Genomic DNA, 22,907 nt, shown 5'->3' on the forward strand with positions numbered 1-22,907 from the left:
GGCACGGGACCACCCATGCCGTGACGGCTCGAAGCTAGTCGGCGCGAGGGATAACCCGGACGACGAAAGCCAGTGAGTCCTTGTACAGCACGAAGGCACCACCGTTTGGCCGCCAGGCGTCACCCGCCTGCAACAGCCCCGCGGCTGTCCCGGCGGTGCCTCGCAGTACGTAGAGCAGCGCGCAGGTGGTGTCGGTCGCGTGACTGCCGGGCTCCTGGCAAACGGCCACCGAACCCTGCGCTTGTGCGCGTCGCACCATCAGGTTGAAGTCGCGTGTCGGGCCGCCGACAAGGGCCGCATCGACGTGCGCTTCGCCCGCGAACGCGAACGGTTCGTAAGGTGTGTGCAAAGGGTGCTCGAGCGTGCCATCAAGCGTCATGGTGAAGCCGGCGCCGTCGAGCAGGGCGATATGACGGTCGATGCCAGGAAACGCAGAGAACGGCGCTGCGCTGTTCACTTCGGCCACGCTCACGCGCCACAGGAAATGCTCGTTGTCGGCATCGACCGGAAAGCGTGCGATCTCGCGCGTCACGCCCATGCCATTCTTCCAAGGCTGGGGCAGGCAATCCGCGGCGCGAATGATGCCGGATGTCATGCCACTTTCTCGATCACGCGGGTGAACGGAGGCAGCGATTTCAGCATGCGTTCGCCGTAACGCTTGAGCACCACGCGACGATCCAGCAGCACGATGCGGCCATGATCGGTTTCGGTGCGGATCAAGCGCCCGCAATACTGCGTCAGCAGACGCGTTGCTTCCGGCACGGTCACTTCGATAAAGGGGTTGCGCCCACGCGATTCCAGCCATTCCGCATAGGTCGCGCCGACCGGATCGGTGGGCACGGCAAATGGCAGCTGGGTAATCACCACGGTTTCGCAAAGCTTGCCGGGAAGGTCCAGGCCTTCACCGAACGATGCGAGCCCGAACAAGGTGCTGCCCTTGCCGGCTTCGATATCGGCGATGTGCTCGGCCACCAACTGTGCCTTGCCCAACGAGCCTTGCGCGCGCACCTTGCGCACGTGTTCGATCGGCAGCTTCTGCAAGACGCGGTCGAGCTTGATGCGCGAAGTGAACAGCACCAGGTTGCCGGCATCCCAGTCGAGATGTTCGGCCAGCCAGTCGCAAATTTCCTGCGTGTGGTCTTCGCGTGCATCGGGCAACGAACGCATCGCGGGCACTTCCAGTCGCGCTTGTGCTGCAAGGTCGAATGGCGACGGCAGGCTTAGCGTGACTGCATCGTTCGGCAGGCCCACGGCATCGGCGAAACCGCGGAAATTGCCGCCTGCGCTCAGCGTGGCCGAGGTCATCACTACGCCGCTCGCATTCCCCCAAAGCACGCTGCGTAGCAGCCCACCGGCCGACACCGAAGAAGCATGGCAAACCAGCTGCTGGTCGACGCTCAGCGTGACCCAGCGCGCCAGCGGCGGTGCATTTTCGCCATCGCTGGCCGACCATGCACGCCAGGTGCGGGTTTGCCGGTCGATGCGTTCCAGCGCCATGCCCAGCTCGCGCGAAAGCGCTTCATGGGTGGGGCCGCTCTCGGTCATCTCGAGTACGGCGCGGCGCACCGCACCGATCCAGCGTTCCACTTCGCTGGTGAACACGTAGAGCACGCGCGCATGTTCCACCCAGGCTTCGGGCAGTTGGCCGAGCGAGCCGCGATACATGGGCTCGTCATCGTCCGGCGAGGGCAGCCAGGCGAGACGGATCTCCTTCTCCAGCTCCTCCAGCGCGTCGCTGAGTTCCTGCAGCTTTTCGTCGCCGGCATCGAGTGAAAGCTTGCCGATCACTTCCTTGTCGGTGAGCGAATAGGCGGCATGGATCTGTCGGCCGAGGCGGCTGAGCTGGCGCACGGCGATACTCATGTACACATCGGAGGCACCGCGATCGATCGCCTTGGACGGTACGTGGTGGCCTTCGTCGAAGATGTATAGCGTCTCGTCCGGCTTGGGCAGGATCACGCCGCCGAAGCCTTCTTCCTCGCGCGGCATGGTGAGATCGGCAAGCACCAGATCCTGGTTTGCCACCACAATGTCCGCGTCACCCACCGCGCGACGTGCAGCGAAGAACGGACAGCTCATGAACTGGCCACATTTGCGGCTGGTGCAACCGCCTGCGCTGGTGGTGATCATCGGGCGCAGCACGTCGCTGATCGGCTCGGGCGACGCATCGATGTCGCCATCCCATTCACCACGGTCGAACAGGCCGGCGAGCTTGGACAGCGCCTTCTTGTCGCGCTCCTGCGGCGGCTTTGTCCACAGCGCGAGGTCGGCATCGAAGCCCAGCCCCAGCTGAGCCGTCTCGTTGAGGCTGTTGCCGGCCATATTGAGGTTGCGCGGACACAGGTAACGCCCGCGCCCCTTGGCCAGGGCCACCTTCGCCTCGGTGCCGTTGAGCTTGAGATACAGCGGGATATCGCGCTGTACCAGCTGTTCCTGCAGCGCGACGGTTGCGGTGGCGATCAACAGCTTTTTCTTCTGCGCCCGCGCCACTTCGACGCCAGCGATCAGATAGGCCATCGACTTGCCGGTACCCGTGGGCGCCTCGATCACCGCGACACCGCCTTCCTGCGCCAGCGCCTTGGCCACCTCGGCGATCATCTTTCCCTGCGACGCACGCGCACGAAAGCCTGGCAGGCCGTCTTTCAGGCGCGTATAGGAGGCGCGGATGGCGTCTTTGGTTTCGTCGGTGAGCATGGGGTGGGTCAGGCGAGCGCTGTCGCGGCAGGCGAGCATTCTCGCATGGCCGGCCCCTACCTGCCGGGGGAGCAGGGCCGCGTCAGTGCGATGTGTTAATGGCCAATGCCACGGCTTCCGCCACCCGAATGCCGTCAACGGCGGCAGAAAGAATGCCGCCGGCGTAGCCAGCGCCTTCGCCGGCTGGATACAGGCCGCGTGTATTGAGGCTCTGGTAGTCGTCGCCGCGGCGGAGGCGTACTGGCGACGAGGTGCGTGTTTCCACGCCGGTCAGCAAAGCGTCGTGCATGGCGAAGCCCTTGATCTGGCGATCGAAGGCCGGCAGTGCTTCGCGAATGGCTTCGATGGCGTAGGCGGGCAGGGCGGGCGCCAGATCGGTGAGATGCACGCCGGGTTTGTACGAAGGCTGCACACTGCCGAGTTCGCGGGACGGCTTGCCGGCGATGAAGTCGCCCACCAGCTGTGCCGGCGCGTCGTAGGTGCCGCCGCCCAGTTCGAATGCCCGCGATTCCAGTGCGCGCTGCAGCGCAAGGCCGGCCAACACGCTGCCGCTGTCGTCGAACGCGGCGAAATCGCTGGGCTCAATGCCGACCACGATGGCCGCATTGGCATTGCGCTCGTTGCGCGAGTACTGGCTCATGCCGTTGGTGACCACGCGACCCGGTTCGGAGGTGGCGGCTACCACGGTGCCGCCAGGACACATGCAGAAGCTGTAGACCGAGCGGCCCCGGCCTTGATGAGCACCGCTTGCGTGATGCACGAGCTTGTAGTCGGCCGCGCCAAGAATCGGGTGGCCGGCATGGTTGCCGAAGCGTGCACGATCGATGATCGATTGCGGATGTTCGATGCGAAAGCCGATGGAGAACGGCTTGGCCTCCATGTACACGCCACGCTCGTGCAGCATGCTGAACGTGTCGCGGGCGCTATGGCCGATGGCCATGACGACATGATCGCTGCGCAGCTGCTCGCCGCTGGCCAAAACCACGCCGCGCACGTGGCGTACGCCGTCGGTATCCGTTTCCACCAGCACATCGTCCACGCGCTGCTTGAAGCGGATTTCCCCGCCCAGCGACTCGATCGTCGCGCGCATGTTTTCCACCATCGTCACCAGACGAAAGGTGCCGATATGTGGCTTGCTGACGTAGAGGATTTCCTCCGGCGCGCCCGCCTTGACGAATTCGGCGAGCACCTTGCGACCGTGATGCTTGGGGTCGGAGATTTGGCTGTACAGCTTGCCGTCGGAAAACGTGCCGGCGCCGCCCTCACCGAACTGCACGTTCGATTCCGGTTCCAGCTGGCGCTTGCGCCAGAGACCCCAGGTATCGACGGTGCGTTCGCGCACCGCCTTGCCACGGTCGAGGATGATCGGTCGGTACCCCATCTGCGCCAGCAGCAAGCCGACGAACAGGCCACACGGGCCGGTGCCAACCACGACGGGGCGGTGGCTCAACGCGGCCGGTGCCTGCGCCACGAAGTGGTAGCTGGTGTCCGGCGTGGGCTGCACGTGCTTGTCGTCGGCGTGGCGCTTGAGGATCGCCGCTTCATCGGCCACATCCACGTCCAGGGTGTAGATCAGCTGGATCGCACTGCGCTTGCGCGCGTCATAGCCGCGGCGGAACACCGTATAGCCGCGCAGCGCGTCCTTGCCGAGACCGAGCTTGGCGCGGATGGCGGCCTCGATGGCGCCTTCAGCGTGATCCAGCGGTAGCTTGATATCGGTGAGTCGCAACATACGGAGTTCCGGGCGTGGGGTCAGCGGTAACCCGGCATTTTCGCACGCCCGGGCCGTTGCTTCCCGTCACTTGCGCAGGCCCTGGTGGCGCAAGGGCCTGCGGCTACCGGATCAGCCCTCGCTGGCGATCCTGCGCAAGGTCTGTTCAAACGCTTCCGGCGGCTGGCCGCCCTGGATCAGGTAACGGTCGTTGACGATCACCGAAGGCACCGCCTGGATGCCTTGCGACTGGTAGAACTGCTCCTGCGCGCGCACGTCCTGGGCATAGCGGTCCTGCGCCAGGACTTCGCGGGCGGTAACCGGGTTCAGGCCGACCTTGCCCGCCACGTCCACCAGCACATCGTGCGAGCTCACGTCACGGCCATCGGTGAAATAGGCGGTGAGCAAGGCTTGCTTCAGCTCAGGCTGGCGACCTTCCAGTGCAGCCCAGTGCAGCAGCCGGTGCGCATCGAACGTATTCACTATGCGGCTGCGCTTGGCCAGGTTGAAGGTGAAGCCCACGGCTTCGCCGCGCTGGCGGATAGCCTCGCCGTTCTTGGCGATCTGTTCGGGCGTGCTGCCGTACTTGCGCGCTATGTGCTCGACGACGTCTTCACCTTCCGGCGCCATCTGCGGGTTCAGCTCGAACGGCTGGAAATGCATCTCAACGGTGACCGAGTCACCCAGGCGGTGCAGCGCCTGTTCCAGCGACTTCAGCCCGATGGCGCACCAGGGACATACCACGTCGGAGACGAAGTCGATCTTGAGCGGTTTGGTCATGACGATTCCTGAAAGGCGGGGCGCGAAAAGCGCAATGCCTCCAAGGTGGGGGCATAGTCAGCCCCGATCAATCCGCGTCAAGGGGCCGGCGACACCGGCCCCTTGCTGTCGCTGGCTTCAGGGCTTGCCGATAAAGTCCATCTTGCCCAGCTCCACGCCGCCCTGGCGCAGGATGGCGTAGGCGGTGGTGGTGTGGAAGAACAGGTTCGGGATCACGAAGTGCAGCAGGTAGCCTTCGCCTTCGAACTGCTGCTCGCCAGTGCGGGTCTTGATGGTCACGGTGCGCGTTTCGCTGCCGTCGATCTGCTCAGGCTTGAAGGTCTTGATGTACTCGATGGCACGGTCGATGCGCGCGTAAAGTTCGGCGAAATTCGCTTCGTTGTCCTCGAACTTCAGCGGCTCCACACCGGCAAGACGGGCGCAGCCGTTCTTGGCCATATCGGTGGCGATCTGCACCTGGCGGGCCAGCGGCAGCATGTCGGGCGTCAGCCGAGCCTGAATCAACAACGCGGGATCGAACTTGCGGGCTTCGGCATGCGCCTCGCCCTTACGCAGCACGTGCTGCAGGTTGCTCAGTGCGCGCAGGAAAACAGGGACAGCAGCCTGGTACATCGACAATGTCATGGGGAGTGCTCCGAGGGTTCGGTGGGAGTAACAGAAGATGGAATGGGGACGACCGAAGATAGTTCAGCGGGCAACGTTACCGCGTCTGCCTTCGCCAGGTCGACCGTGTGGCGCGTGATACGCCAGGCGAGGACGCTGCCGACGGCCAACAGCACCGCGGACAGCACAAAGGCCAGTCCGGGCAGATGAATGGGCGAGCTCGGTGAGATCGAGAACGAAAACACCTGGGCGAACAGGAACGGTCCGAAGATGCCGGCAAAACTTGCCAGGCTGCTGATCGCGCCCTGCAGCCGACCCTGTTCATGGGGATCGACCTGATGCGTCATGATCGACTGGATCGGCGGCTGCGACAGGCCCCACAAGGCCATCAACGGAATGCCCAGCAGGAAGACGAAGCCGGTACTGGCCAGGCCCATGACCAGGAAGGCACCGATGCCGCACAACATGCCGCCAAGCAACAGGCGGCGTTCGCCAAACTTCGGCGCCAGGCGACGGGTCAGCACGGCCTGCACCAGGCCGTCGCAGGCACCTACCAGCATCAACACATAGCCCACGGCTTGCGGACCCCAACCGTAGCGGTAATCCGCATACAGCACGAAGGTCGTTTGCAGCACGTAGTGCGCGAGATAAACCAGGAACATCACCACCGCCAGACCAAGTACCAGCGGGTAGCGGCGCAGCAACTTCAGTGAGCCCAGCGGATGCGCGCTATGGAACTCGAAGTGCGCGGTGCGGCGTTCCTTGGGTAGCGATTCGGGCAGCACGAACAAGCCATACATGAAATTGCAGGCCGCCAGACCCGCCGCTACCCAGAACGGCAGGCGCAAGTCGAAATGGCCGAGGAAGCCCCCCAGGCCCGGGCCGATGATGAAGCCCAGCCCGAACGCACTGCCGAGGATGCCGAAGGCCGCGGCGCGCTTTTCCTTCGGCGTGATGTCCGCGATATACGCGTTCGCCGTGGTGAAGCTTGCCGCGGTCATGCCCAGGATCACGCGCGCCACGAACAGCAGCCACAGCGTGGGCGCCAGCGCCAACACCACAAAGTCGATGGCCAACCCGGCGTTGGAAATCAGGATCACCGGCCGCCGCCCGAAGCGATCCGACAGCGCGCCCTGTACCGGCGAGAAGGCAAACTGGATGATGGCGAACACCGTGCCGAACACGCCCACCCACCAGGCCGCATTGGCGATACCGCCACCGGCCAGTTGCTGAATCAGATGAGGCAGCACCGGGATGACGATGCCGAACGCCAGCATGTCCAGCACCACCGTGATGAAGATGAACACCACCGCCGCGCGACGGCGCGGATGGAGTTCGTCAATGGCAGGCTGGTCCATGAGACGTAGCTGACGGGGGAGGCGTGCACGATAGCGGATTGTGTGTGTCGCGGTGTGTGCGGTGCAGTAAAGACTGGCGGCCGTGCGCGTGCTTCCTCTCCCCTCCGGGGAGAGGATTGAGGTGAGGGGCGGGTGCTCGCGGGAAGGCCGCAAAAAGACCGTATTAACCAACAACGAGGCTAGATTGGCCCCTCACCCCAACCCTCTCCCCAAAGGGGAGAGGGAGCAGGTCAGGGTTGCGGTGGCTGGGTCAGTTCGCGCGCGTCCAGATACCCGTCGTGGTTCCGGTCCAGCTTGTGGAACTGCCGCCGCAGATTGTCCTGGAATTGCTTGAGCGTAATCGGCCGGCCGTGGCCGCCAGGCAGTTCGTCGCCTTCCAGCACGCCGTTGCCGTCGCGGTCCATGCGGCGAAAGCCTTCGCTCATGTGTTCCACATACTCGGCTTCACTGACGCGGCCATCGCCGTCGGTGTCGAACTCGCGCAGATACTCAGCCGGGGTGCTCTGCGACCAGGCCGCCAGTGGCCGCAGGATCAAGCCGGTCAGCACGATGGCGCGCGCAAAGCGCATCAGGCGGCCTCGGTCCGGCGGCGTAGCACGGCGAGCGGCTGCGCCCAGGTGGCACCAGGCCGGCGCTTGCTGGTGACCAGGGTGAGGTCGCTGGGCTGGAACACGTTGATATTGTGCGTGGCCGGGGTGGTGAGAATGTACTGGGCGCGGGTGGACTTGAGGAAGGCACCCACCTTGTCGATGTTGAAAATGTCCAGGTGCGCGAACGGCTCGTCGATAAAGACGAAGCCGCCCGGGCGATCCTCATCGCGCATCAACGCCACCAGCAACAGCAGTGACTTCATCACCTGCTGGCCGCCGGAAGCCTCGCCGTCGTCCATGCCGATCCAGCCCTTCTTGTCGAACTCGAAGCGTACGTTGAGGCCGGCCGAGGCCAGCGCCAGGTCTTCGTTGGACAGCTCGGGCAGTTCCACTTCCACGCCGATGCCGGCCAGTTCGGCCAGGATCTTCAGGTTCCGCGCATAGCGCTTGACGGTATTGCGCAGCACGTTGAGATAGGCCGCGCGCGCTTCGCTGGTGATGCGTGCAGCGCGTTCCAGATGCTGGCGCCGGCGCACGAGGTCCTGCTTGAGGCCTTCGTGATCGCCGGCCAGCTTGTCGCGCAGTGGCACGCAGCCGGCATCCGACTCCCAGTGGCCTTCGTTGAGGCGGCGTTCGATACGCTCGATCTCGCGCCTCGCCGCGGCGGGCGATTCATAGCGCTCGCGCAGTTCGGTCATGGCCTGGCGGTTGCGCTTGCCCGGTCGTACGTGGCTGCGTTTGTGGCGGAAGGCCTTGAGGCGCTCGATCTGCTCGTTGCGGAACTGGCTGAACTGGCGCGTGCCGTCGGCCAGCTGCTGCTGGGTCTGCTTGTGCTCGCGCGCCTCGTTGTCGCGCTGGCGCGAGTTGTGCTGGCGTTTTTCGCGCACGGCTTCGTAGTGCATGTCGGCGGCGGCGTAACTGTCGGCACAGCGCTGCACGTCATCCTGCAAGCTTGCCTGCGCCTCGTGGGCCGCGGCGAATTCGTCGGCACGATCGGCCAATTGGCCACTGGCATTGGCGCCGCGCAGCAGGTTCTCCGCATCGCTGGCATGCTGCTGCCACTGCTTGCGCTGATCGGTGAGCGCATGCAGCTGTTCCTCGATGCGCTGCAGGCGCGCTTCGCCTTCGCGCAGCTGGCGTTCGCGCGCGGCGCTGCCGAAGTAAACATCGTCGACACCAAGATGACGGCCGCCACGGCGTTCGCGGAAATAGCCTTGCGGGGTGATCCAGTCCTGCTCCTTGCCCAGCTTGGTGCCATCGGACACATCGTCGACGCGGCGGATGCGGTCGAGCTGGCGCAACAGCCATTCCGGCGCCGCCGCCTTGAAGTCGACCACTTCCAGTAGCGAACCACGCGTGGGCGCGGTAGTCGGCGCACGATCGGCCACCACGAAATGCTTGTAGCGATGCTGTTCGCCGAGACGCCATGCGGCCTCGCGATCGCGCGGATGGTCCAGCAGCACCACATGGCGATAGCCGGCGAGTACCGCTTCCACCGCGGCCTGCCAGCGCGGCTCGCTGATCTCCACGATCTCGCTGAGCATGCTGTGGCCGATGCCGGCGTCGTCCAGTGCGCGGCGAAAGGTCTGCTCGAATTCCGGTGTGTAGCGCTGGCCGCGGCGCCAGGCGCCGAGCTGCGCGGTGAGCGTGCTGAGCTCCTCGCGCAGACGGCCTTCCTCGCCCTGCAGTCGAGTCAGCTGGCTGCGCGCATCGATCAGCACGCGGCCTTGCGCGTCATGGTCGGCGCCATCCTGCGCGGCGACCTGTTCGCGCAGGCGCAACTCCTGCTTCAGCAGCACTTCGTTTTCGGTATACGCGCGGCGCGCTTCATCCAATTGGCGCTGTGCCTGCTGGCGCGTGCCATCAGCCAGCTTCTGTTCGCCGCGCAGGTGTTCTTCGTTGGCATCGAGCGCGATCAGGCGCTGGTCCAGCTCGACATCGCGCTGCGACAGTTCACGACATTTGCGCTTGAGCCCGAGCAGCTGCGGGCGCGCGCCTCGGATGGCGGCGTGCAGTTCGGCCAGCTCGGTACGCGGAAGCACGTCGGCGACCAGCTCGGTACGTTCACGACCCAGCGCATCCCATTCCTGCCACGAACGCACGCGCCCTTCGGTTTCCTGCAGGCTTACGCCGATCAGCGAAAGCTGATGTTCCAGTCCGTGCTGTTCACGGTCGGCCTCGGCTTGTTCGTTGCGGGCGCGCTGGTAGTCGTCCAGCACGGTCTTGTCGCCAAATACATCGAACACCAGTTCCAGCAGTGACTTGGGCGGCAACTGGCAGAGCTTGTCGGTCGCGCCCTGTTCCAACGTGAGCACACGGCGGATCGCCTGCGACAGACCGGCGCCTTCCAGGCGCACGCGGTATTCGCGCAGGCCCAGCCAGTCGCCGCGCGCTTCGATTTCGTCCACGCTCACATTACCGCCCATCACGGCGTACTGGCGCTGCCATTCGCCACCCTTCTTCTGGATGCGCACGGCGAGGGTGACTTCGTTGTCCATCAACGGGAAGAACGGGCGCTCGCCGCGCGGCCCCGGGATGTTGCCCACGCGCGCGCGCAGCCACGCGAACGGCTTGCCGTTGTGGCGCAGGTAGCTCTTGTAGTCGCGGTTACCGGCACAGTCGATGGTGAGCAGGGTGCGCAACGCGTCGAGCAAGGTGGTCTTGCCGGAACCGTTGGGCCCCACCACGGTGACGATATTGGTATCCAGCGGCAGGCTGAAGCGCTGCCAGTAATCCCAGTGGATGACTTCGAGGCTGCGGAAATCAAACATCGCTGGTCACTTCGCTGTCTTCGAGATCTTCCGCTTCGTCATAGAGCGGTTCATCGTTGTCGTCATCACGGCGGGCCGGTACCAGGCCGGCCAGCAGGTCGCCCAGGGCGCCATCGAGAATGCGTCGCGCCGTGCGTTCGTAATCGAAGACCAGATCGAGTATCGGCCCCTCGGCCAGCTCACCCTTGCGGCGCACGATGAAACCGTGGCGTGCCAGCAGGCCCAGGTTGAAGTTCACTCGTGTCTTGCCGCCGAGCCGGTCGCCGAAGTCAGCCAGCAAGGTGCGCTCGGCCACCACCGGCGACAGCGAGGGGTCGCGAGAAATGGGTTTCGCTTCCGCAAACATCAGCGTCTGCGAGGCATCGGCCTCGGCCTGCTGGCGCTCGAGCTGGCGCTGGCGCTTGGGTAGCACGATCAAGGCCCAGAGCACCACGAGCAGTGCAATCGCATCGCGATCGAGCTGCAAGGTATTGGAGATCCAGCTGTCGCTGCCGCCGAAGACATGGCGCTCGCTACTGCGCGCTACCGCGACGCTGATATAAGCCGAGTAGGGATGCTCACGCAGTTCCAGGCCAACGCTGGCCAGCCGGCGATCGAGCTCCTCGCGGAAGCCTTCGTCCAGCAGCGCCTTACGTGCCTGCACGTCGTCGCGCGGCAACCAGCGCTGGGCCAGCAGGCGGGCGACCAGCGACGCGGTTTCGTCATGCATCGGGTTGTTCCCTGGGTGAAGGTGGGCTGGGTGGATGCAGGCGGCCCGCACTGACCAGCGCGATCGCAGCCAGGCCCGGGTCGATCAGGCGTGGTTCGATTTCCAAAGCCAGCGGAAGCCGTGCGAGATCGGCGGTTGGCCCCTGTAGTGCTGACGACTCGGGGTCACCAAGCAGGCCGAGCAGGGAGAGCCGATAGGCGCTCAGTGCGTAGTCTTCGCCACGCAGGGCATCGCTGAGTTCCAGCGGCTGGGTGAGTGCGGCGAGTTCGCCGTGCCAGGCCAGCAGCGGCGCGAGATCGTCCTCGTCCATCGGCAGGTCGGCCGTGGTGGGCGTGCTCTCGGCAGCGGGAATATCGGTGTTTTCCGCCGCCGCGCGTTCGCGTTCGAGCAATTCGAACTCGGCCACGTCGAGCGCGATCTGGTCCTGCAGGAGCGGCGGTTGCAGCGGCAGCAACGCGGCATCGTCGGCGTGTTGGGCCAATGCGTCGGGACTGAGCGAACGCAGCCATGCTACGAGATCGGACGACGACAATCCGGTTCGGCCCAGATGCACGCGATGCTGGTCGATCTTGTTGAGCTCGCGCTGGAAGGTGCCGGCCTGCCGCAGCAGCGCGCTTTGCGCCCGACCCACCGCTTGTGCGAGACGGTGCGTGGCGGGATCAAGGTCGGCGCTATCCGCAATGCGGCTTACGACCTCGGTGCCTTTCTCCACCCAGTCCCATACCGATTCCAACCGCGTGGCGGCATGACGGATGCGATGTTCGGAACCCGACAGTACGGCGCGATCGAAGTCTTCCTTCAACTCCGATAGGCGCGACAGTAGATGGCTCAGTTCGTCGGCGGAGAGTCGGCCCACCGCCTGGCCTGCAGCCAACTGCGCGGTGAGATAGCCGAGGCCGTCCTCATCGTCTCGCTCGAACTCCAGCAAGGTGGCCACGGCGGCCAGTGCCTTGCGGCCGAGCGGGCTGATTCGGTAGCGCTGGGTTTCGGCATCCCAGGTCAACAGCTCGTGGTCCTTCAAACGCTGCACCACGGTTTCCAGCTTCACTGGATCGACGAAGGCGAGCTGGTCGCGAATCTCCGCCGGTGTCCACTCGGGTGCATGCGCGCGTGCGCCCAGCGTGCGCAGTATCAGCAGGCGCAGCAGCACCTGCGCTTCACTGCCATGGAACAGCGCACTGAACGCGCGCAGCAGCGAGCGGCCGCGTAGAAGTGGGAATACCGCCGGCAGATCCTCGGCGGTAATACCTTCGCGCAGTACATCCTGCAGACGCTCGTCGGCGTCCGCGCTATCGACCAAACTCATCAAACCGTTGCCTGCGCCTTCAGCGTCCGCCGTGGATGCCGATGAATTGCAGGAACTCCGAGCGGGTACGCGCGTCGTCGCGGAAAGCGCCCAGCATCTGGCTGGTGATCATCGACACGCCACGCTTGTGCACACCACGCGTGGTCATGCACTCGTGGCTGGCGTCGATCACCACGGCCACGCCGGCTGGCTGCAGGTTTTCCTGGATGCACTGGGCGATCTGCGCGGTGAGCTTTTCCTGCACCTGGAAGCGGCGCGCATAGGCATCGACCACGCGTGCCAGCTTGCTGATGCCCACCACGCGATTGGTCGGCAGGTAGCCCACGTGGGCACGGCCGATGATCGGCGCCATGTGGTGCTCGCAATGGCTCTCGAATTCGATGTCGCGCAGCACGACCATTTCGTCGTAGCCGTGGACTTCCTTGAAGGTGCGGCGCAGGTATTCGCCCGGATCGGTCTGGTAACCGGAGAACCAGTCGCGGTAGGCCTTGACCACGCGCTTGGGGGTATCCAGCAGACCCTCGCGGCTGGGATCTTCGCCCGACCAGCGCAGCAGAACGCGTACGGCCTCCTCGGCCTGCTCGCGGGTGACGTCAGTCGGTTCAGGGCGGTCGCTCATGCGGGGTCCTTCGGCTACAGCACAGACCTGTCAGTGTAGCGCCCTCGTCAAGTCTTGCGCCCGCCACGCACGCGCAAGTCATTGCGGATCGGGCACGAAATGGCCCGGGAAAGGCTCGGGCAGGCCCGGTTGCGGCACGCCGGGCGACGGGATCACGCCCTGGGCGATCAGGCGCTCGCGCGTGTCGTAGTAAAGCGTGACCACGTCATCCGGCGTGGCCGAGCTGCGCTTGAAGTCGGTGTAGCTCACCGACGATTCCTCCCGCGGGCCGTGACCGGTGCCGAGCGGGCCGGTGGCATCGAGGGTTCGTACCGGCGGTACCACGGCCGTGACGGAAGCTGGCGCAGGCGGCGGCGGGAGAGGGCTCGCGGCCGCGGACTCGGCGGCTTTCTGGGCTCCGCTCGCAGCCTCCGGCGCCATCGGCAGGATCGCGCGCGGTAAAGGCCGGGCGCGGAACACAGCCACGCCGATCACCCCGACATTGTTCGGTCGACCCGTGTGCGTTGCGTAGCTCTGCGCGGCATCCGCAAAGACGAAGTCCGCCACTTGCGAAAGACTCTTGCGCCAACCGCGTATATCGGTCGACGTATAGGCGCCGAGCACATAACCCGTTTGTGACCAGTCGGCCGTGTCGCCCGATATGGCATTCACACCATCGACCGAAATCACGCTCAGGACGCGCTCTCCCTCGATGTTGCGCAGATGAATCTGGTAGCGGTGGCCAGGCTGTCCCGCCACGTAATAGCGCCCCTGATAGCGGTAGACCGGCAGCTCTTGTTCCGCCGTGCGGTCATACACGCCCAGATCCACCAGCCGACCGACCGCGCTGGCCGCGGTGCTCGCAGCCAAAGCGGCTGCCATGCTCAGGGCGATGATTGAGGTTTTCATGCGACGACTCCGGCACGCATCGCCAACCGATGCATCTGATGGAACGTCGCTGTCTGCCCAATGGGGTTTGAGGGAGCGTGGCGTGCTGGGAGTGCAGCCTGTTGCTGCGGATTTCGACGCGGGGTCTAGGGAGGAGACCCGCCGGTTAGCCGTGGGGCTTCGTCATTCGCTCAGCCTTTCTCAGCAGCTGCCGGCGGTGGTTCCGGGTGTCGTGCTGCGCATCGTGTAGATTCCGATCGGCGCGCTCCAGGGCGGCCGTGATCTTTGGCGCACAACCCGCCTCGGCAGCCAGTTGGCGTGCCTGATGCACATGTCGGAGGGCTTCGGCGATGCTGGCGCTGCAACGGCGCGTGGAGGCGGCAGTGCGAGTGATCAGCGCGTTGATGTCCGTCATGTCGTCAACTCCTGCACACCTGAGGGATGTTCACGCCGTGAGCGGTCGTGCTGCTCGCCATCCGTTCAACGAACGGCGCTGGCTGATCATCCCGAAAACGTCGTCGCGCACAGGTCGAGATGCGGCTTACATGATGCTCCCAACGGGGCGCAGGACTCCATCCCCCGGCAAGGGCAACACCTGGCGGCTCGCTGCCGTCGTGGGACCCTGCCCTGATACCAGGAAATCCATCCTTTCATCCAGGATGACGGCGACAGAGAAGCAGGCCTTTGTGCTGCTTCAGGGCTTTTCCCATTCCATCAGAAACCACGCGGAGATCGACGAGCCGGGCGTGAGGTATTGCGCGGGGGCGAGGTTGAAGGCGTCGGGCGGGCCACTCTGCGGTTCGGCGCAGGTGGCGTGGGCGGTTTCGTCATAGACCACCCAGTGCCTGCAATCGGAGCTAAGCCGAACGCTTTGCCCATCGCGATGAAGGCGTACCGGTTTGTCGTTGAGGAAGCAGTCGTCCCAGGGCCCCGGCGGCGGGGCCGCCAAAGGCAGGGAAGCGATGCCCTCTGCATCGCGCGGGTAGATTCGGCTGGGTTCGAAATCGAGTCGCTCCGGTTTCCGGAACCATGGATGCCATCCGATGGTGGCCGGCATGGGGTGCGCACCGGCGGTGATCGTCAGCGTCAACCTCAATCGGCTCTCACCGATTTCGATGCGCTGTTGGGCGGTGCCGCCAAACGGCCAGCGTTCGTCCTCGGGCAGTTGCAGCGAGAGACTTACGTGCGACGCCGCCTGTTCGTCGACCTGCCAGGGCATGCCGAAGCCAACGCCGTGGATCGCGTGGCCGCCAAGATTGAGCGGAAGCCGGTAGCGCTGCCCCAGGAAATGGAACTGGCCGTGGCGAATGCGCCCCGCCCACGGCAGCATCGGATAACTTCCCCACGCGATCATGGCCGGGTTCTGGCTATCGTGGCCGACCAGCCACGGCACCCCTTCAAACGTGATCTGCGCGAGACGACCACCGGCGGTGGGGGCGATGTCGACGGCGAGCGCACCACTGGCGATCCGGACCAGTGGGCCGGGGGCCAGTGGACTCAAGGCGTCGTCGTGTGGTTGCACGTGCCCAGGGACATCACTTGCCATAGGGATGGAGCGTGATGATCTTGCCCTGCTCGTCATAGCGCAGCTCGGTCATCTTGATCGAACGCAGGTGGGTGACGCCGCCCGACAAAATCGAGTCGTGATAGAACAGATACCACTTGCCGTCGACTTCGCAAATCGAGTGATGCGTGGTCCAGCCGACGACCTCGGTGAGGATCTGTCCCTGGTAAGTGAACGGGCCATACGGGTTGTCGCTGGTTGCATAGCAGAGGAAGTGCGTATTGCCGGTGGAATAGGACAAGTAATACTTGCCCTGGTACCGGTGCATCCATGGCCCTTCGAAATAACGACGAGCGTGATCGCTGGCCAGCAACGCCTGTCCGTTCTCATCCAGAATGCGGATTTCGCGCGGCGCTTCGGCAAACTGCTTCATGTCGTCGCTGAGCCTCGCGACACGCGGTCCCAACGCGGGCTCGTCGTCACGGGGTTCTTCGTGCGCTTCGGCGTAGTTATTGTCGCGATATTTCTGCAGCTGGCCGCCCCAGATACCGCCGAAATACATATAGAACGCACCATCGTCATCGGCATGCACCGCCGGATCGATGGAGTAGCTGCCGTGAATTGCCGCTGGCTCGGCAACGAAGGGACCTTCCGGGCGGTTGGCCACGGCTACCCCGATCTGGAAGATGCCGTCAGCGCGCTTGGCCGGGAAATACAGGTAGTACTGGCCATCCTTGCACGCCGCATCGGGCGCCCACATCTGCCGCTCCGCCCATGGCACGTCCTTGACGTGCAAGGCGACGCCGCAGTCGACCGCTTCGCTATCGGGCGAGGCCATGCGGAAGACGTGGTAGTCCTCCATGCAGAAATGGTCGCCGTTGTCGTTGAACGGAACGCCGCCCTCGATATCGTGCGACGGGTAGATATAGATGGCGCCGTCGAATACATGCGCAGAAGGGTCTGCGGTGTAGATATGCGTAACCAGCGGCTGCGAAATGGCCTGGTCTGCCAAGGACGTTAGTTGGATCTGTGCGGATTCATCGGACATGGTTGATACCGAACTGGGATTGCGCCGGGTTCACGCATTCGCGCCGGCGGGGAGTCGTCGTTCACCAAGCTCGTGCTCGATGCGCAGCTCCAGGGATTTGTCGATCTTGTAAAAAAACATCAGCGCCGCGCCGAGCAAGAACGGGATGGAGCAGAACAGGCTGACGGTCAGGCGTATGCCGTTGACGACGTCCGCTGACTGGGTGTCCGCACCCGCCTGATAGCCGTGATAGGCGAGGATGCCGGCCACCAGCGCACCACCCATGCTGAGTCCAAACTTCAGGCCGCACAGCATGGCCGAAAAGATGATGGCGGTAGCGCGTCGACGGTTTTTCCATTCGGAATAATCCGCGACGTCGGCAATCATTGCCCACAACAGCGGAATGGTGATGCCGTAGAAGAAGCCATGAAAGATGTACGAGACAACGACCAGACCGATGGCATCGGGTGGATAGAAATAGAAGGCCAGCAGGAACAGGGTCGAGGCGAACAATGCGCCGCCGAACACATCGCGTTTGCCGAAGCGGTCAGCGAGCCGCTTGGAGAAGCCGATGCCGACAATCATGAAGATGATGCCCAGACCGTTGAACAAGCTGAAGGCCGAGGTTGGCGCATCCTTCGGCCAGCTGAATTCGGTCAGTCCCATGCCGGCCAGCAGGTGGTTCAAGCCCGCGATAAAACTGTTGAAGCCAATGCGGTCGAGGAAGGCGGTCAGTGACGCGTCGTCCAGGTAATACTTGAAATAGTAGATATACGTGCCGCCCTTGAGCGCGAGATTGACGAACAGCAGGATGGTGACGGCCAGCATGATCTGCCAGGGCTTGTTCCTGGCCAGGTCGGCCAGGTCGTCACGCACGCTGGCGCTCTGCTCTGCCGTGGGCGTGATGCGTTCCTTGGTGGTAAAGAACGTGATCAGGAAAAACACCGTTCCGACGATGGCGAACAGCGTCATCGTGTTGTGGAAGCCGCGTGCCTTGTCGCCGCCGCCAAGCATCAGCACCAGCGGCAGCAACAGCACCTGGACAATGAACTGCGCCACCATCACCGCCACGAAGCGGTAGGACGAAAGGCTGTTGCGCTGCGCCATGCTGCCGGTGAGCACGCCGCTCAACGCGGAATAGGGGAGATTGTTGGCGATATAGACCAGCACGAGCAGCGAGTAGGTGGCCATCGCATAGGTCACCTTGCCTTGTTCGCCCAGCGACGGTGTGCTGAAGGCCAGCAGGGAAAGTGCGCCGAACGGCAACGCAGTCCACAGCACCCACGGGCGGAACTTGCCCCAGCGCGTGTGGGTGCGATCGGCGATCAGGCCCATGACGGGCGTGAACACGAAAGCGCCCAGGGTGCCGACAACAAACATGATGGTCGCCGCCGTGCCCGCAGGAATGCGGAACACGTCGGTATAGAAGAACGCCAGGAAGGTGACCAGCGTCTGGAAAATCAGGTTGGCAGCCAGATCGCCAAGGCTGTAGCCGACCTTTTCCGTCACCGAGAGTGTTTGGGATGTGTTGTTCATGCGCGCTGATTCATCGCTTCGTCGGGCCGTGGTGAGTGTGACGTACAAACGGCAAGCAGGGTCATGAGACGGTGCGGCCCGCCTGGCTTGGAGAAGCCGGGCGGGCCGCCGATACATCAAGTGAATCCGCTATCAGAAGCTGCCACGGATGCCGAGCATGATCGTATAGCCCGGGGTGTAGTAGGTATACGCGGCATTCTCGTAGGTGAACGTCGTGCGCAGGGCCGCCTTGGTCATGTTGATGACATTCAAGGTGAGCATCGGCTTCGACTTCCACTGGGCGAACTGGTAGCTGGCCGACATGTCGAGCTGGCCACGCGCATCCGTCTTGATCTGGCCGTAGGGCAGACCATTCTGGTTCGGCGAGGAGCTGATCTGCGCGGCGTTCCAGACATAGGACAGGCGGACCATCGCGCCGAAGTTTTCCCAATAGGTCGTCACGTTATAGGTATGCGGCGAAATGCCGATGGCCTGTGCCGGTACGCCGCTGCCGATGTTGTTCTGCGAGACGACGGTCCAGTTCGCCGTGATGCCGAGTCCCTTGGTGATGAAGTCCAGTGGCTGCACCCAGTTCGCTTCGGCGCCCTTGATGAAGAGCGTGCCGTCGGCATTCACCTGCTGCGTGACCTGCACTTGCGCCGCCGCAGGGCCGCCGCGCAGGTTGATCGCCTGCTGCTGCGTATCGGTCAGGCTCGCGAACGGAATGCCCAGCCGGCTGAACGGAATCAGGTTGGTACCATTGACCGTGAAACCGGTGATGCGCTTGCCGAACAGGTTGAGGCCCACGTAGCCCTCGCCGCCCGTATACCACTCGCCACCGAAGTCCAGGTTGGTGGACAGGTACGGCTTCAGGTTGGGATTGCCCTGGGTGGCAATGGCCGCCGCAGGATCACTGAAGTTGGTGTTGGGCACCATGGAGCTGGGGTCGGGGCGGGTCATCGAGCGCGAGGCTGCCAGGCGCACAATGATGTCGTCAGCCGCGCTATAGGCCAGGTTGAACGACGGCAGGTAGTAGCCGTAATTGCTCTTCAGGGTGACGAACTGCAGCTGGCCTCCGATCGACGAAGGACCCTCGATGGACTGATCGGTATAGGCATGGCGCACGCCGCCGTTGACACGCAGGTCGCGTCCCCAAAGGTCGTACTTGCCATTGCCTTCCAGGAACCACGCCCACGTTCTTTCTTGAATGTTGGCGCTATTGGCACCCGTGGCAGCTGACGTCGCGATCGGTGCGGTGGCGTTGAGATAGTTGTAGTTACTCAGGGCCTGGAGCGCGGCGAAATTGGTCTGGATGAAGCCGCCCGGGCCGGGCGACAGATACTGGGAAAGCGCTGAGTTCGGAACGGCGGCCTCGAGCGTCCTCTGCCACGCGGCGCTGTTGTCGTAGGCATTGATCGCGCGCGAGATGTCGTCGTACGCGATGCCGACCTTGAGGTTGTTGCTGTCGTCGCCGAATTGCAGGCTCTGGCTGGCGCCCTTGTTATCGGTGACACGCCGCTCTTTCTGGAGGTTGACGCGATACCACTGCCAGCCCAGGTTCGGGTTATTCAGGTCGACGTTCGGCGTGATGCTCGGGAAGTTGCCGCCGATGTTGCTGTAAGACGTCGTGATGCCCTGGCCCGTCGGGGTCTGGACCAAGAGCGAGGGCTGCTCGTTGAGATACCAACTGCGCTGTGTATAGCCCTGGAAGTCGAGCTTGAATTCATCATTCGTGCCGAACAGCAACTCACCGCCCGGATTGATGTTGTAGAACTTGACGTGCTCGTTGTATTCGCGCTGCTCCAGGAAATACTGGGAGTTGCCGAACGTGGCCTGGGTCACTACGTTGTTCGCATCCACCTGCATATTGGTCGGGATGCCCTGACCGTTGCGGCCGACCAGGTTCATATCCTGACGATCGAAGTCCTGTTCCTTTTTGGAGAACAAGGTGTCGAGGTAGAAATGCGCCTGTTCGTTGGGGCGGAATTCGAACGACATCAAGGCCGACTGGTGGTCGTTGGTGCCATTGATGAAAGTGGGGCGGCCCAGGCGCGGAATCAGCGCGTTGGCGATCTGCCCCGTGGTCAGGCCCGGGTTGTTGGCCAACAGCCACGCGTTGTTGATCGTCTGGCCCGCCACCAGGCCAGCACCGGCGCCGACCGGCACCGTCCCCGGAATGACCCAGCCGCCGCCAGCGGGGCTGCATGAACCCGAGGCGATGCCGCACTGGGCCGCGGTCAGGTGCGGTGTGGTCCAGCCGACCGATTCGAAACCGCGTACGTCGTAATCGGACTTCGCTCCGGTGAGGCCGATCAGCGCGCCGAAGGTGTTGTCGGCACTGGTCCAGCTACCAATCAGGGAGCCACGCGGTTTTACGTCGCTGCCGATCGAGTTATAGCTGCCCTGCGCCGAATAGGTCAGGTGCGTGCCGGGGTTGTCGAACGGACGCGTTGTGCGCATGTCCACCACGCCGGCCACGCCGCCTTCGGTCTGGCTGGCTTCCGACGTCTTGTTCACCGTCAGCTGCGTGAAGAACTCGGTGGGCAGCAGGTTCAGATCGACTTCGCGGTTCTGGTTCTGCGAGTCGAGCGTACCGGAGGAGGCGATGGCCGCCTGGTTGCCGTTGAGTAGGATCTTGGTGAAGTTCGTGCCCAGGCCGCGGATCTGAATGTTCACGCCTTCGCCGGTGACGTCTCGCGAAATCTGCACACCGGGAACGCGAGCCAGCGCTTCGGCGATATTCGTCGCCGGGAACTTGCCGATGTCCTCGGCAAACACCGTGTCGATGACATTGGTCGAGTCGCGCTTGGCGTCGGTCGAAAACTGCAGGCTGCTGCGATAGCTGCCACTGACGTTGACGGCGCCGAGCTGCTTGACCGGAGCTGGCTGATCGTTAGGTCCCTGCGCCGCGCCGGGTGCGGCGGGCGTGGTGGCGGTGCCCTGCGCATCAGCCTGAGCTTGCGACGACGTCTGAGCCTGCGACTGGTCGTCTGCCTGGGCGGTTCCCACCATACCCAGCAAAGCAAGACTCAAAGCATGGGCCAACACTGTTTTTGCACACTGGATCTTCACCGTACTCCCTCCCTCATTTCTTGTACCTTTTTGTGTCCCCTTGGAGCGCCCCCTGCGTGCTCGCCAACTGGACGATTGGATGCGACGACTTACTGGGGCGATCTGCCTAGATGGCCTAGCCGAACGGTAGCGCTAACATTTTGAACTCGCACGCTGCATGGCAGCATTGGCCGATGTAACCCAAGAAAACAGCAAAAAGGCCGGAAAATACGCCGCCGAATGGAAATTGAAGGGGCGCTTTTCTTCGAGCCAAAACGCGGTCTGGCGTGGGCAATTGTCGCTGTAGTAGTGTTAGCGCTACCACGACGCTTGGGCTGCGCGGCACGTGTCGATGCTGCAGCGCAGAAAAAGGCACGCTGGATCTGGCCCTGTTTTGGTTGCCTCGACTTCCATTTGAACCAGGGGATGGCCACAAGGGCCGGCAAGTTTGGATGTGATATGGACGATGTCAGTCAGATGATGGCCGCCTCGAGGCCGGGCACGAAGATCGGCCGCTTTCGCTGGCGCGTCTGCGCCATGCTGCTGGCGGCAACCACCATCAATTACATCGACCGCCAGGTCTTTGGGGTACTGGCGCCGTTTCTGCAGGACAAGATCGGCTGGAACGAGATCGAATACGGCCACATCGTCACAGCGTTCCAGGCCGCCTATGCGATTGGCCTGCTCTGTGCCGGCGCCGTCATCGACAAGTTCGGCACGCGTATCGGCTACGCCCTCGCCATCGGTATCTGGAGTCTGGCCGCGATGGGCCACTCGCTCGCCACCGGCGTCGTCAGTTTCGCGGTGGCGCGCTTTGCCTTGGGCCTGGGCGAGTCGGGTAACTTCCCGGCTGCGATCAAGGCGGTGGCCGAATGGTTTCCACAACGGGAACGCGCGCTGGCCGCGGGCATCTTCAACTCGGGCTCGAATATCGGCGCGATCGCGGCGCCCTTGCTGGTGCCGATCGCCGCGGCCAAGTGGGGCTGGCAGGCCGCCTTTCTTTTCACCGGTGCGCTGAGCGCCACCTGGCTGCTGGTATGGCTGCTGACCTACCGCACTCCGGATCAGCAGCCGCGCCTGTCGGCCGCCGAGCGGGCCTATATTGGCCATGAACCGCCCGCGCCACGCGCTCGCGTCCCCTGGTCGAAACTGCTGCGTTATCGGCAGTCCTGGGCGATGGTTGCCGCGAAATTCATCACCGATCCGATCTGGTGGTTCTTTATCTTCTGGCTGCCGAAATTTCTGCATGCCACCTATGGCCTTTCCCTGTTGGGGCTCGGGCCGCCGTTGATCGTGATCTTCGTGCTTGCCGACCTCGGCAGCATCAGTGGTGGCTGGCTGGCCGGCCGCCTGATCCGGTCGGGTTGGAGCGTCAACCGTGCGCGCAAGGGCGCGATGCTGATCTGTGCGTTGATGATCGTGCCGGTTATTTTCGCGGCGAAGGCGAACAACTTGTGGCTGGCCGTCGCGCTGGTCGGGCTGGCAACGGCCGGGCACCAAGGCTGGTCGGCCAATGTCTATACGCTGGCGTCAGACATGTTTCCGCGCCATGCGGTCGCTTCGGTGGTCGGCATCGGCGGCTTCGCCGGCGCGGTGGGAGGCATGCTGATATCCACCGTGATTGGCCTGTTGCTGCAGGCCACCGGAAGCTATGTACCCGTCTTCATGATGGCCGGCTTCGCCTATCTTCTGGCCCTGGTCGTGGTCCAGTGGCTGGTGCCCCGACTGGAACCGGCGCGACTGGATGAGCCTCCGTCAGCCACCTCACCTCCTTCACCCATCGTCGCAGCGGAGTAGTGTCA

19 protein-coding genes are annotated in these 22,907 nt (G+C 63.9%); 2 read left to right on the forward strand and 17 right to left on the reverse strand.

Annotation, left to right across the window (positions count from 1 at the left end; genetic code table 11):
• Positions 1 to 34: 34 nt before the first annotated feature.
• From OUZ30_RS17425 to OUZ30_RS17505, 17 genes are all read right to left on the reverse strand, one after another.
• Positions 35 to 595, reverse strand: coding sequence for a HutD/Ves family protein (locus OUZ30_RS17425; RefSeq protein WP_266183708.1), 561 nt, complete (start codon positions 593 to 595; stop codon positions 35 to 37).
• Complete coding sequence (dinG, locus tag OUZ30_RS17430; protein WP_266183709.1) at positions 592 to 2,694, reverse strand: ATP-dependent DNA helicase DinG; 2,103 nt, start codon at positions 2,692 to 2,694, stop codon at positions 592 to 594. Before dinG ends, OUZ30_RS17425 begins: the two co-directional genes overlap by 4 nt.
• An 82-nt stretch (positions 2,695 to 2,776) precedes the next feature.
• Complete coding sequence (locus OUZ30_RS17435; protein WP_266183710.1) at positions 2,777 to 4,426, reverse strand: NAD(P)/FAD-dependent oxidoreductase; 1,650 nt, start codon at positions 4,424 to 4,426, stop codon at positions 2,777 to 2,779.
• A gap of 111 nt (positions 4,427 to 4,537) precedes the next feature.
• Positions 4,538 to 5,185: a DsbA family oxidoreductase gene (locus OUZ30_RS17440; RefSeq protein WP_266183711.1), complete on the reverse strand. Its 648-nt coding sequence runs from the start codon at positions 5,183 to 5,185 to the stop codon at positions 4,538 to 4,540.
• Positions 5,186 to 5,302: 117 nt separating this feature from the next.
• Positions 5,303 to 5,809 carry a DUF1993 domain-containing protein gene (locus tag OUZ30_RS17445; protein WP_266183712.1) on the reverse strand — a complete coding sequence of 169 codons (507 nt, stop codon included), beginning with the start codon at positions 5,807 to 5,809 and terminating at the stop codon, positions 5,303 to 5,305.
• Positions 5,806 to 7,146 carry a TCR/Tet family MFS transporter gene (locus tag OUZ30_RS17450; RefSeq protein WP_266183713.1) on the reverse strand — a complete coding sequence of 447 codons (1,341 nt, stop codon included), beginning with the start codon at positions 7,144 to 7,146 and terminating at the stop codon, positions 5,806 to 5,808. Before OUZ30_RS17450 ends, OUZ30_RS17445 begins: the two co-directional genes overlap by 4 nt.
• 230 nt (positions 7,147 to 7,376) lie before the next feature.
• The gene (locus tag OUZ30_RS17455) at positions 7,377 to 7,715 is read right to left on the reverse strand and encodes an EF-hand domain-containing protein (RefSeq protein ID WP_266183714.1); all 339 of its coding nucleotides are present in this window, start codon (positions 7,713 to 7,715) and stop codon (positions 7,377 to 7,379) included.
• A complete protein-coding gene (locus tag OUZ30_RS17460; protein WP_266183715.1) occupies positions 7,715 to 10,507 on the reverse strand; it encodes an AAA family ATPase in 2,793 nt (930 codons plus the stop codon). Before OUZ30_RS17460 ends, OUZ30_RS17455 begins: the two co-directional genes overlap by 1 nt.
• Positions 10,500 to 11,216, reverse strand: coding sequence for a hypothetical protein (locus OUZ30_RS17465; RefSeq protein ID WP_266183716.1), 717 nt, complete (start codon positions 11,214 to 11,216; stop codon positions 10,500 to 10,502). Before OUZ30_RS17465 ends, OUZ30_RS17460 begins: the two co-directional genes overlap by 8 nt.
• The gene (locus OUZ30_RS17470) at positions 11,209 to 12,522 is read right to left on the reverse strand and encodes a hypothetical protein (protein ID WP_266183717.1); all 1,314 of its coding nucleotides are present in this window, start codon (positions 12,520 to 12,522) and stop codon (positions 11,209 to 11,211) included. Before OUZ30_RS17470 ends, OUZ30_RS17465 begins: the two co-directional genes overlap by 8 nt.
• A 19-nt stretch (positions 12,523 to 12,541) precedes the next feature.
• Entirely contained in the window at positions 12,542 to 13,141 is a 600-nt protein-coding gene (gene folE, locus OUZ30_RS17475; RefSeq protein ID WP_266183718.1) for a GTP cyclohydrolase I FolE, read from the reverse strand.
• A 78-nt stretch (positions 13,142 to 13,219) separates the two neighbouring features.
• The gene (locus OUZ30_RS17480; protein ID WP_266183719.1) at positions 13,220 to 14,029 is read right to left on the reverse strand and encodes a hypothetical protein; all 810 of its coding nucleotides are present in this window, start codon (positions 14,027 to 14,029) and stop codon (positions 13,220 to 13,222) included.
• 145 nt (positions 14,030 to 14,174) lie between these two features.
• Positions 14,175 to 14,423, reverse strand: coding sequence for a hypothetical protein (locus OUZ30_RS17485; RefSeq protein WP_266183720.1), 249 nt, complete (start codon positions 14,421 to 14,423; stop codon positions 14,175 to 14,177).
• A 279-nt stretch (positions 14,424 to 14,702) separates the two neighbouring features.
• Positions 14,703 to 15,554 carry an aldose 1-epimerase gene (locus tag OUZ30_RS17490; protein WP_266183721.1) on the reverse strand — a complete coding sequence of 284 codons (852 nt, stop codon included), beginning with the start codon at positions 15,552 to 15,554 and terminating at the stop codon, positions 14,703 to 14,705.
• On the reverse strand, positions 15,544 to 16,560 hold the full coding sequence (locus tag OUZ30_RS17495) for a glycoside hydrolase family 43 protein (RefSeq protein ID WP_266183722.1): 1,017 nt from the start codon (positions 16,558 to 16,560) through the stop codon (positions 15,544 to 15,546). Before OUZ30_RS17495 ends, OUZ30_RS17490 begins: the two co-directional genes overlap by 11 nt.
• A 30-nt stretch (positions 16,561 to 16,590) precedes the next feature.
• Positions 16,591 to 18,075, reverse strand: coding sequence for an MFS transporter (locus tag OUZ30_RS17500; RefSeq protein ID WP_266183723.1), 1,485 nt, complete (start codon positions 18,073 to 18,075; stop codon positions 16,591 to 16,593).
• Positions 18,076 to 18,207: 132 nt separating this feature from the next.
• Positions 18,208 to 21,126, reverse strand: coding sequence for a TonB-dependent receptor (locus OUZ30_RS17505; RefSeq protein ID WP_266183724.1), 2,919 nt, complete (start codon positions 21,124 to 21,126; stop codon positions 18,208 to 18,210).
• Positions 21,127 to 21,283: 157 nt separating this feature from the next.
• On the opposite strand from OUZ30_RS17505, the gene OUZ30_RS17510 reads away from it, so the two are divergent.
• Together OUZ30_RS17510 and OUZ30_RS17515 are read left to right on the forward strand one after the other, a co-directional pair.
• On the forward strand, positions 21,284 to 21,412 hold the full coding sequence (locus OUZ30_RS17510) for a hypothetical protein (RefSeq protein ID WP_266183725.1): 129 nt from the start codon (positions 21,284 to 21,286) through the stop codon (positions 21,410 to 21,412).
• Between the two features lie 152 nt (positions 21,413 to 21,564).
• Complete coding sequence (locus OUZ30_RS17515; protein WP_266183726.1) at positions 21,565 to 22,902, forward strand: MFS transporter; 1,338 nt, start codon at positions 21,565 to 21,567, stop codon at positions 22,900 to 22,902.
• Positions 22,903 to 22,907: the final 5 nt, after the last annotated feature.

Origin of the sequence: Dyella humicola (assembly GCF_026283945.1) — a bacterium.
Classification (GTDB): Bacteria; Pseudomonadota; Gammaproteobacteria; order Xanthomonadales; family Rhodanobacteraceae; genus Dyella; species Dyella humicola.

What these genes read in the sequence shown, in the direction of transcription:
- OUZ30_RS17425 (WP_266183708.1), bottom strand. Translation starts at nt 595, where the DNA reads ATGACATCCGGCATCATTCGCGCCGCGGATTGCCTGCCCCAGCCTTGG.
- dinG (WP_266183709.1), bottom strand. Translation starts at nt 2,694, where the DNA reads ATGCTCACCGACGAAACCAAAGACGCCATCCGCGCCTCCTATACGCGC.
- OUZ30_RS17435 (WP_266183710.1), bottom strand. Translation starts at nt 4,426, where the DNA reads ATGTTGCGACTCACCGATATCAAGCTACCGCTGGATCACGCTGAAGGC.
- OUZ30_RS17440 (WP_266183711.1), bottom strand. Translation starts at nt 5,185, where the DNA reads ATGACCAAACCGCTCAAGATCGACTTCGTCTCCGACGTGGTATGTCCC.
- OUZ30_RS17445 (WP_266183712.1), bottom strand. Translation starts at nt 5,809, where the DNA reads ATGACATTGTCGATGTACCAGGCTGCTGTCCCTGTTTTCCTGCGCGCA.
- OUZ30_RS17450 (WP_266183713.1), bottom strand. Translation starts at nt 7,146, where the DNA reads ATGGACCAGCCTGCCATTGACGAACTCCATCCGCGCCGTCGCGCGGCG.
- OUZ30_RS17455 (WP_266183714.1), bottom strand. Translation starts at nt 7,715, where the DNA reads ATGCGCTTTGCGCGCGCCATCGTGCTGACCGGCTTGATCCTGCGGCCA.
- OUZ30_RS17460 (WP_266183715.1), bottom strand. Translation starts at nt 10,507, where the DNA reads ATGTTTGATTTCCGCAGCCTCGAAGTCATCCACTGGGATTACTGGCAG.
- OUZ30_RS17465 (WP_266183716.1), bottom strand. Translation starts at nt 11,216, where the DNA reads ATGCATGACGAAACCGCGTCGCTGGTCGCCCGCCTGCTGGCCCAGCGC.
- OUZ30_RS17470 (WP_266183717.1), bottom strand. Translation starts at nt 12,522, where the DNA reads ATGAGTTTGGTCGATAGCGCGGACGCCGACGAGCGTCTGCAGGATGTA.
- folE (WP_266183718.1), bottom strand. Translation starts at nt 13,141, where the DNA reads ATGAGCGACCGCCCTGAACCGACTGACGTCACCCGCGAGCAGGCCGAG.
- OUZ30_RS17480 (WP_266183719.1), bottom strand. Translation starts at nt 14,029, where the DNA reads ATGAAAACCTCAATCATCGCCCTGAGCATGGCAGCCGCTTTGGCTGCG.
- OUZ30_RS17485 (WP_266183720.1), bottom strand. Translation starts at nt 14,423, where the DNA reads ATGACGGACATCAACGCGCTGATCACTCGCACTGCCGCCTCCACGCGC.
- OUZ30_RS17490 (WP_266183721.1), bottom strand. Translation starts at nt 15,554, where the DNA reads ATGGCAAGTGATGTCCCTGGGCACGTGCAACCACACGACGACGCCTTG.
- OUZ30_RS17495 (WP_266183722.1), bottom strand. Translation starts at nt 16,560, where the DNA reads ATGTCCGATGAATCCGCACAGATCCAACTAACGTCCTTGGCAGACCAG.
- OUZ30_RS17500 (WP_266183723.1), bottom strand. Translation starts at nt 18,075, where the DNA reads ATGAACAACACATCCCAAACACTCTCGGTGACGGAAAAGGTCGGCTAC.
- OUZ30_RS17510 (WP_266183725.1), top strand. Translation starts at nt 21,284, where the DNA reads ATGGCAGCATTGGCCGATGTAACCCAAGAAAACAGCAAAAAGGCCGGA.
- OUZ30_RS17515 (WP_266183726.1), top strand. Translation starts at nt 21,565, where the DNA reads ATGGACGATGTCAGTCAGATGATGGCCGCCTCGAGGCCGGGCACGAAG.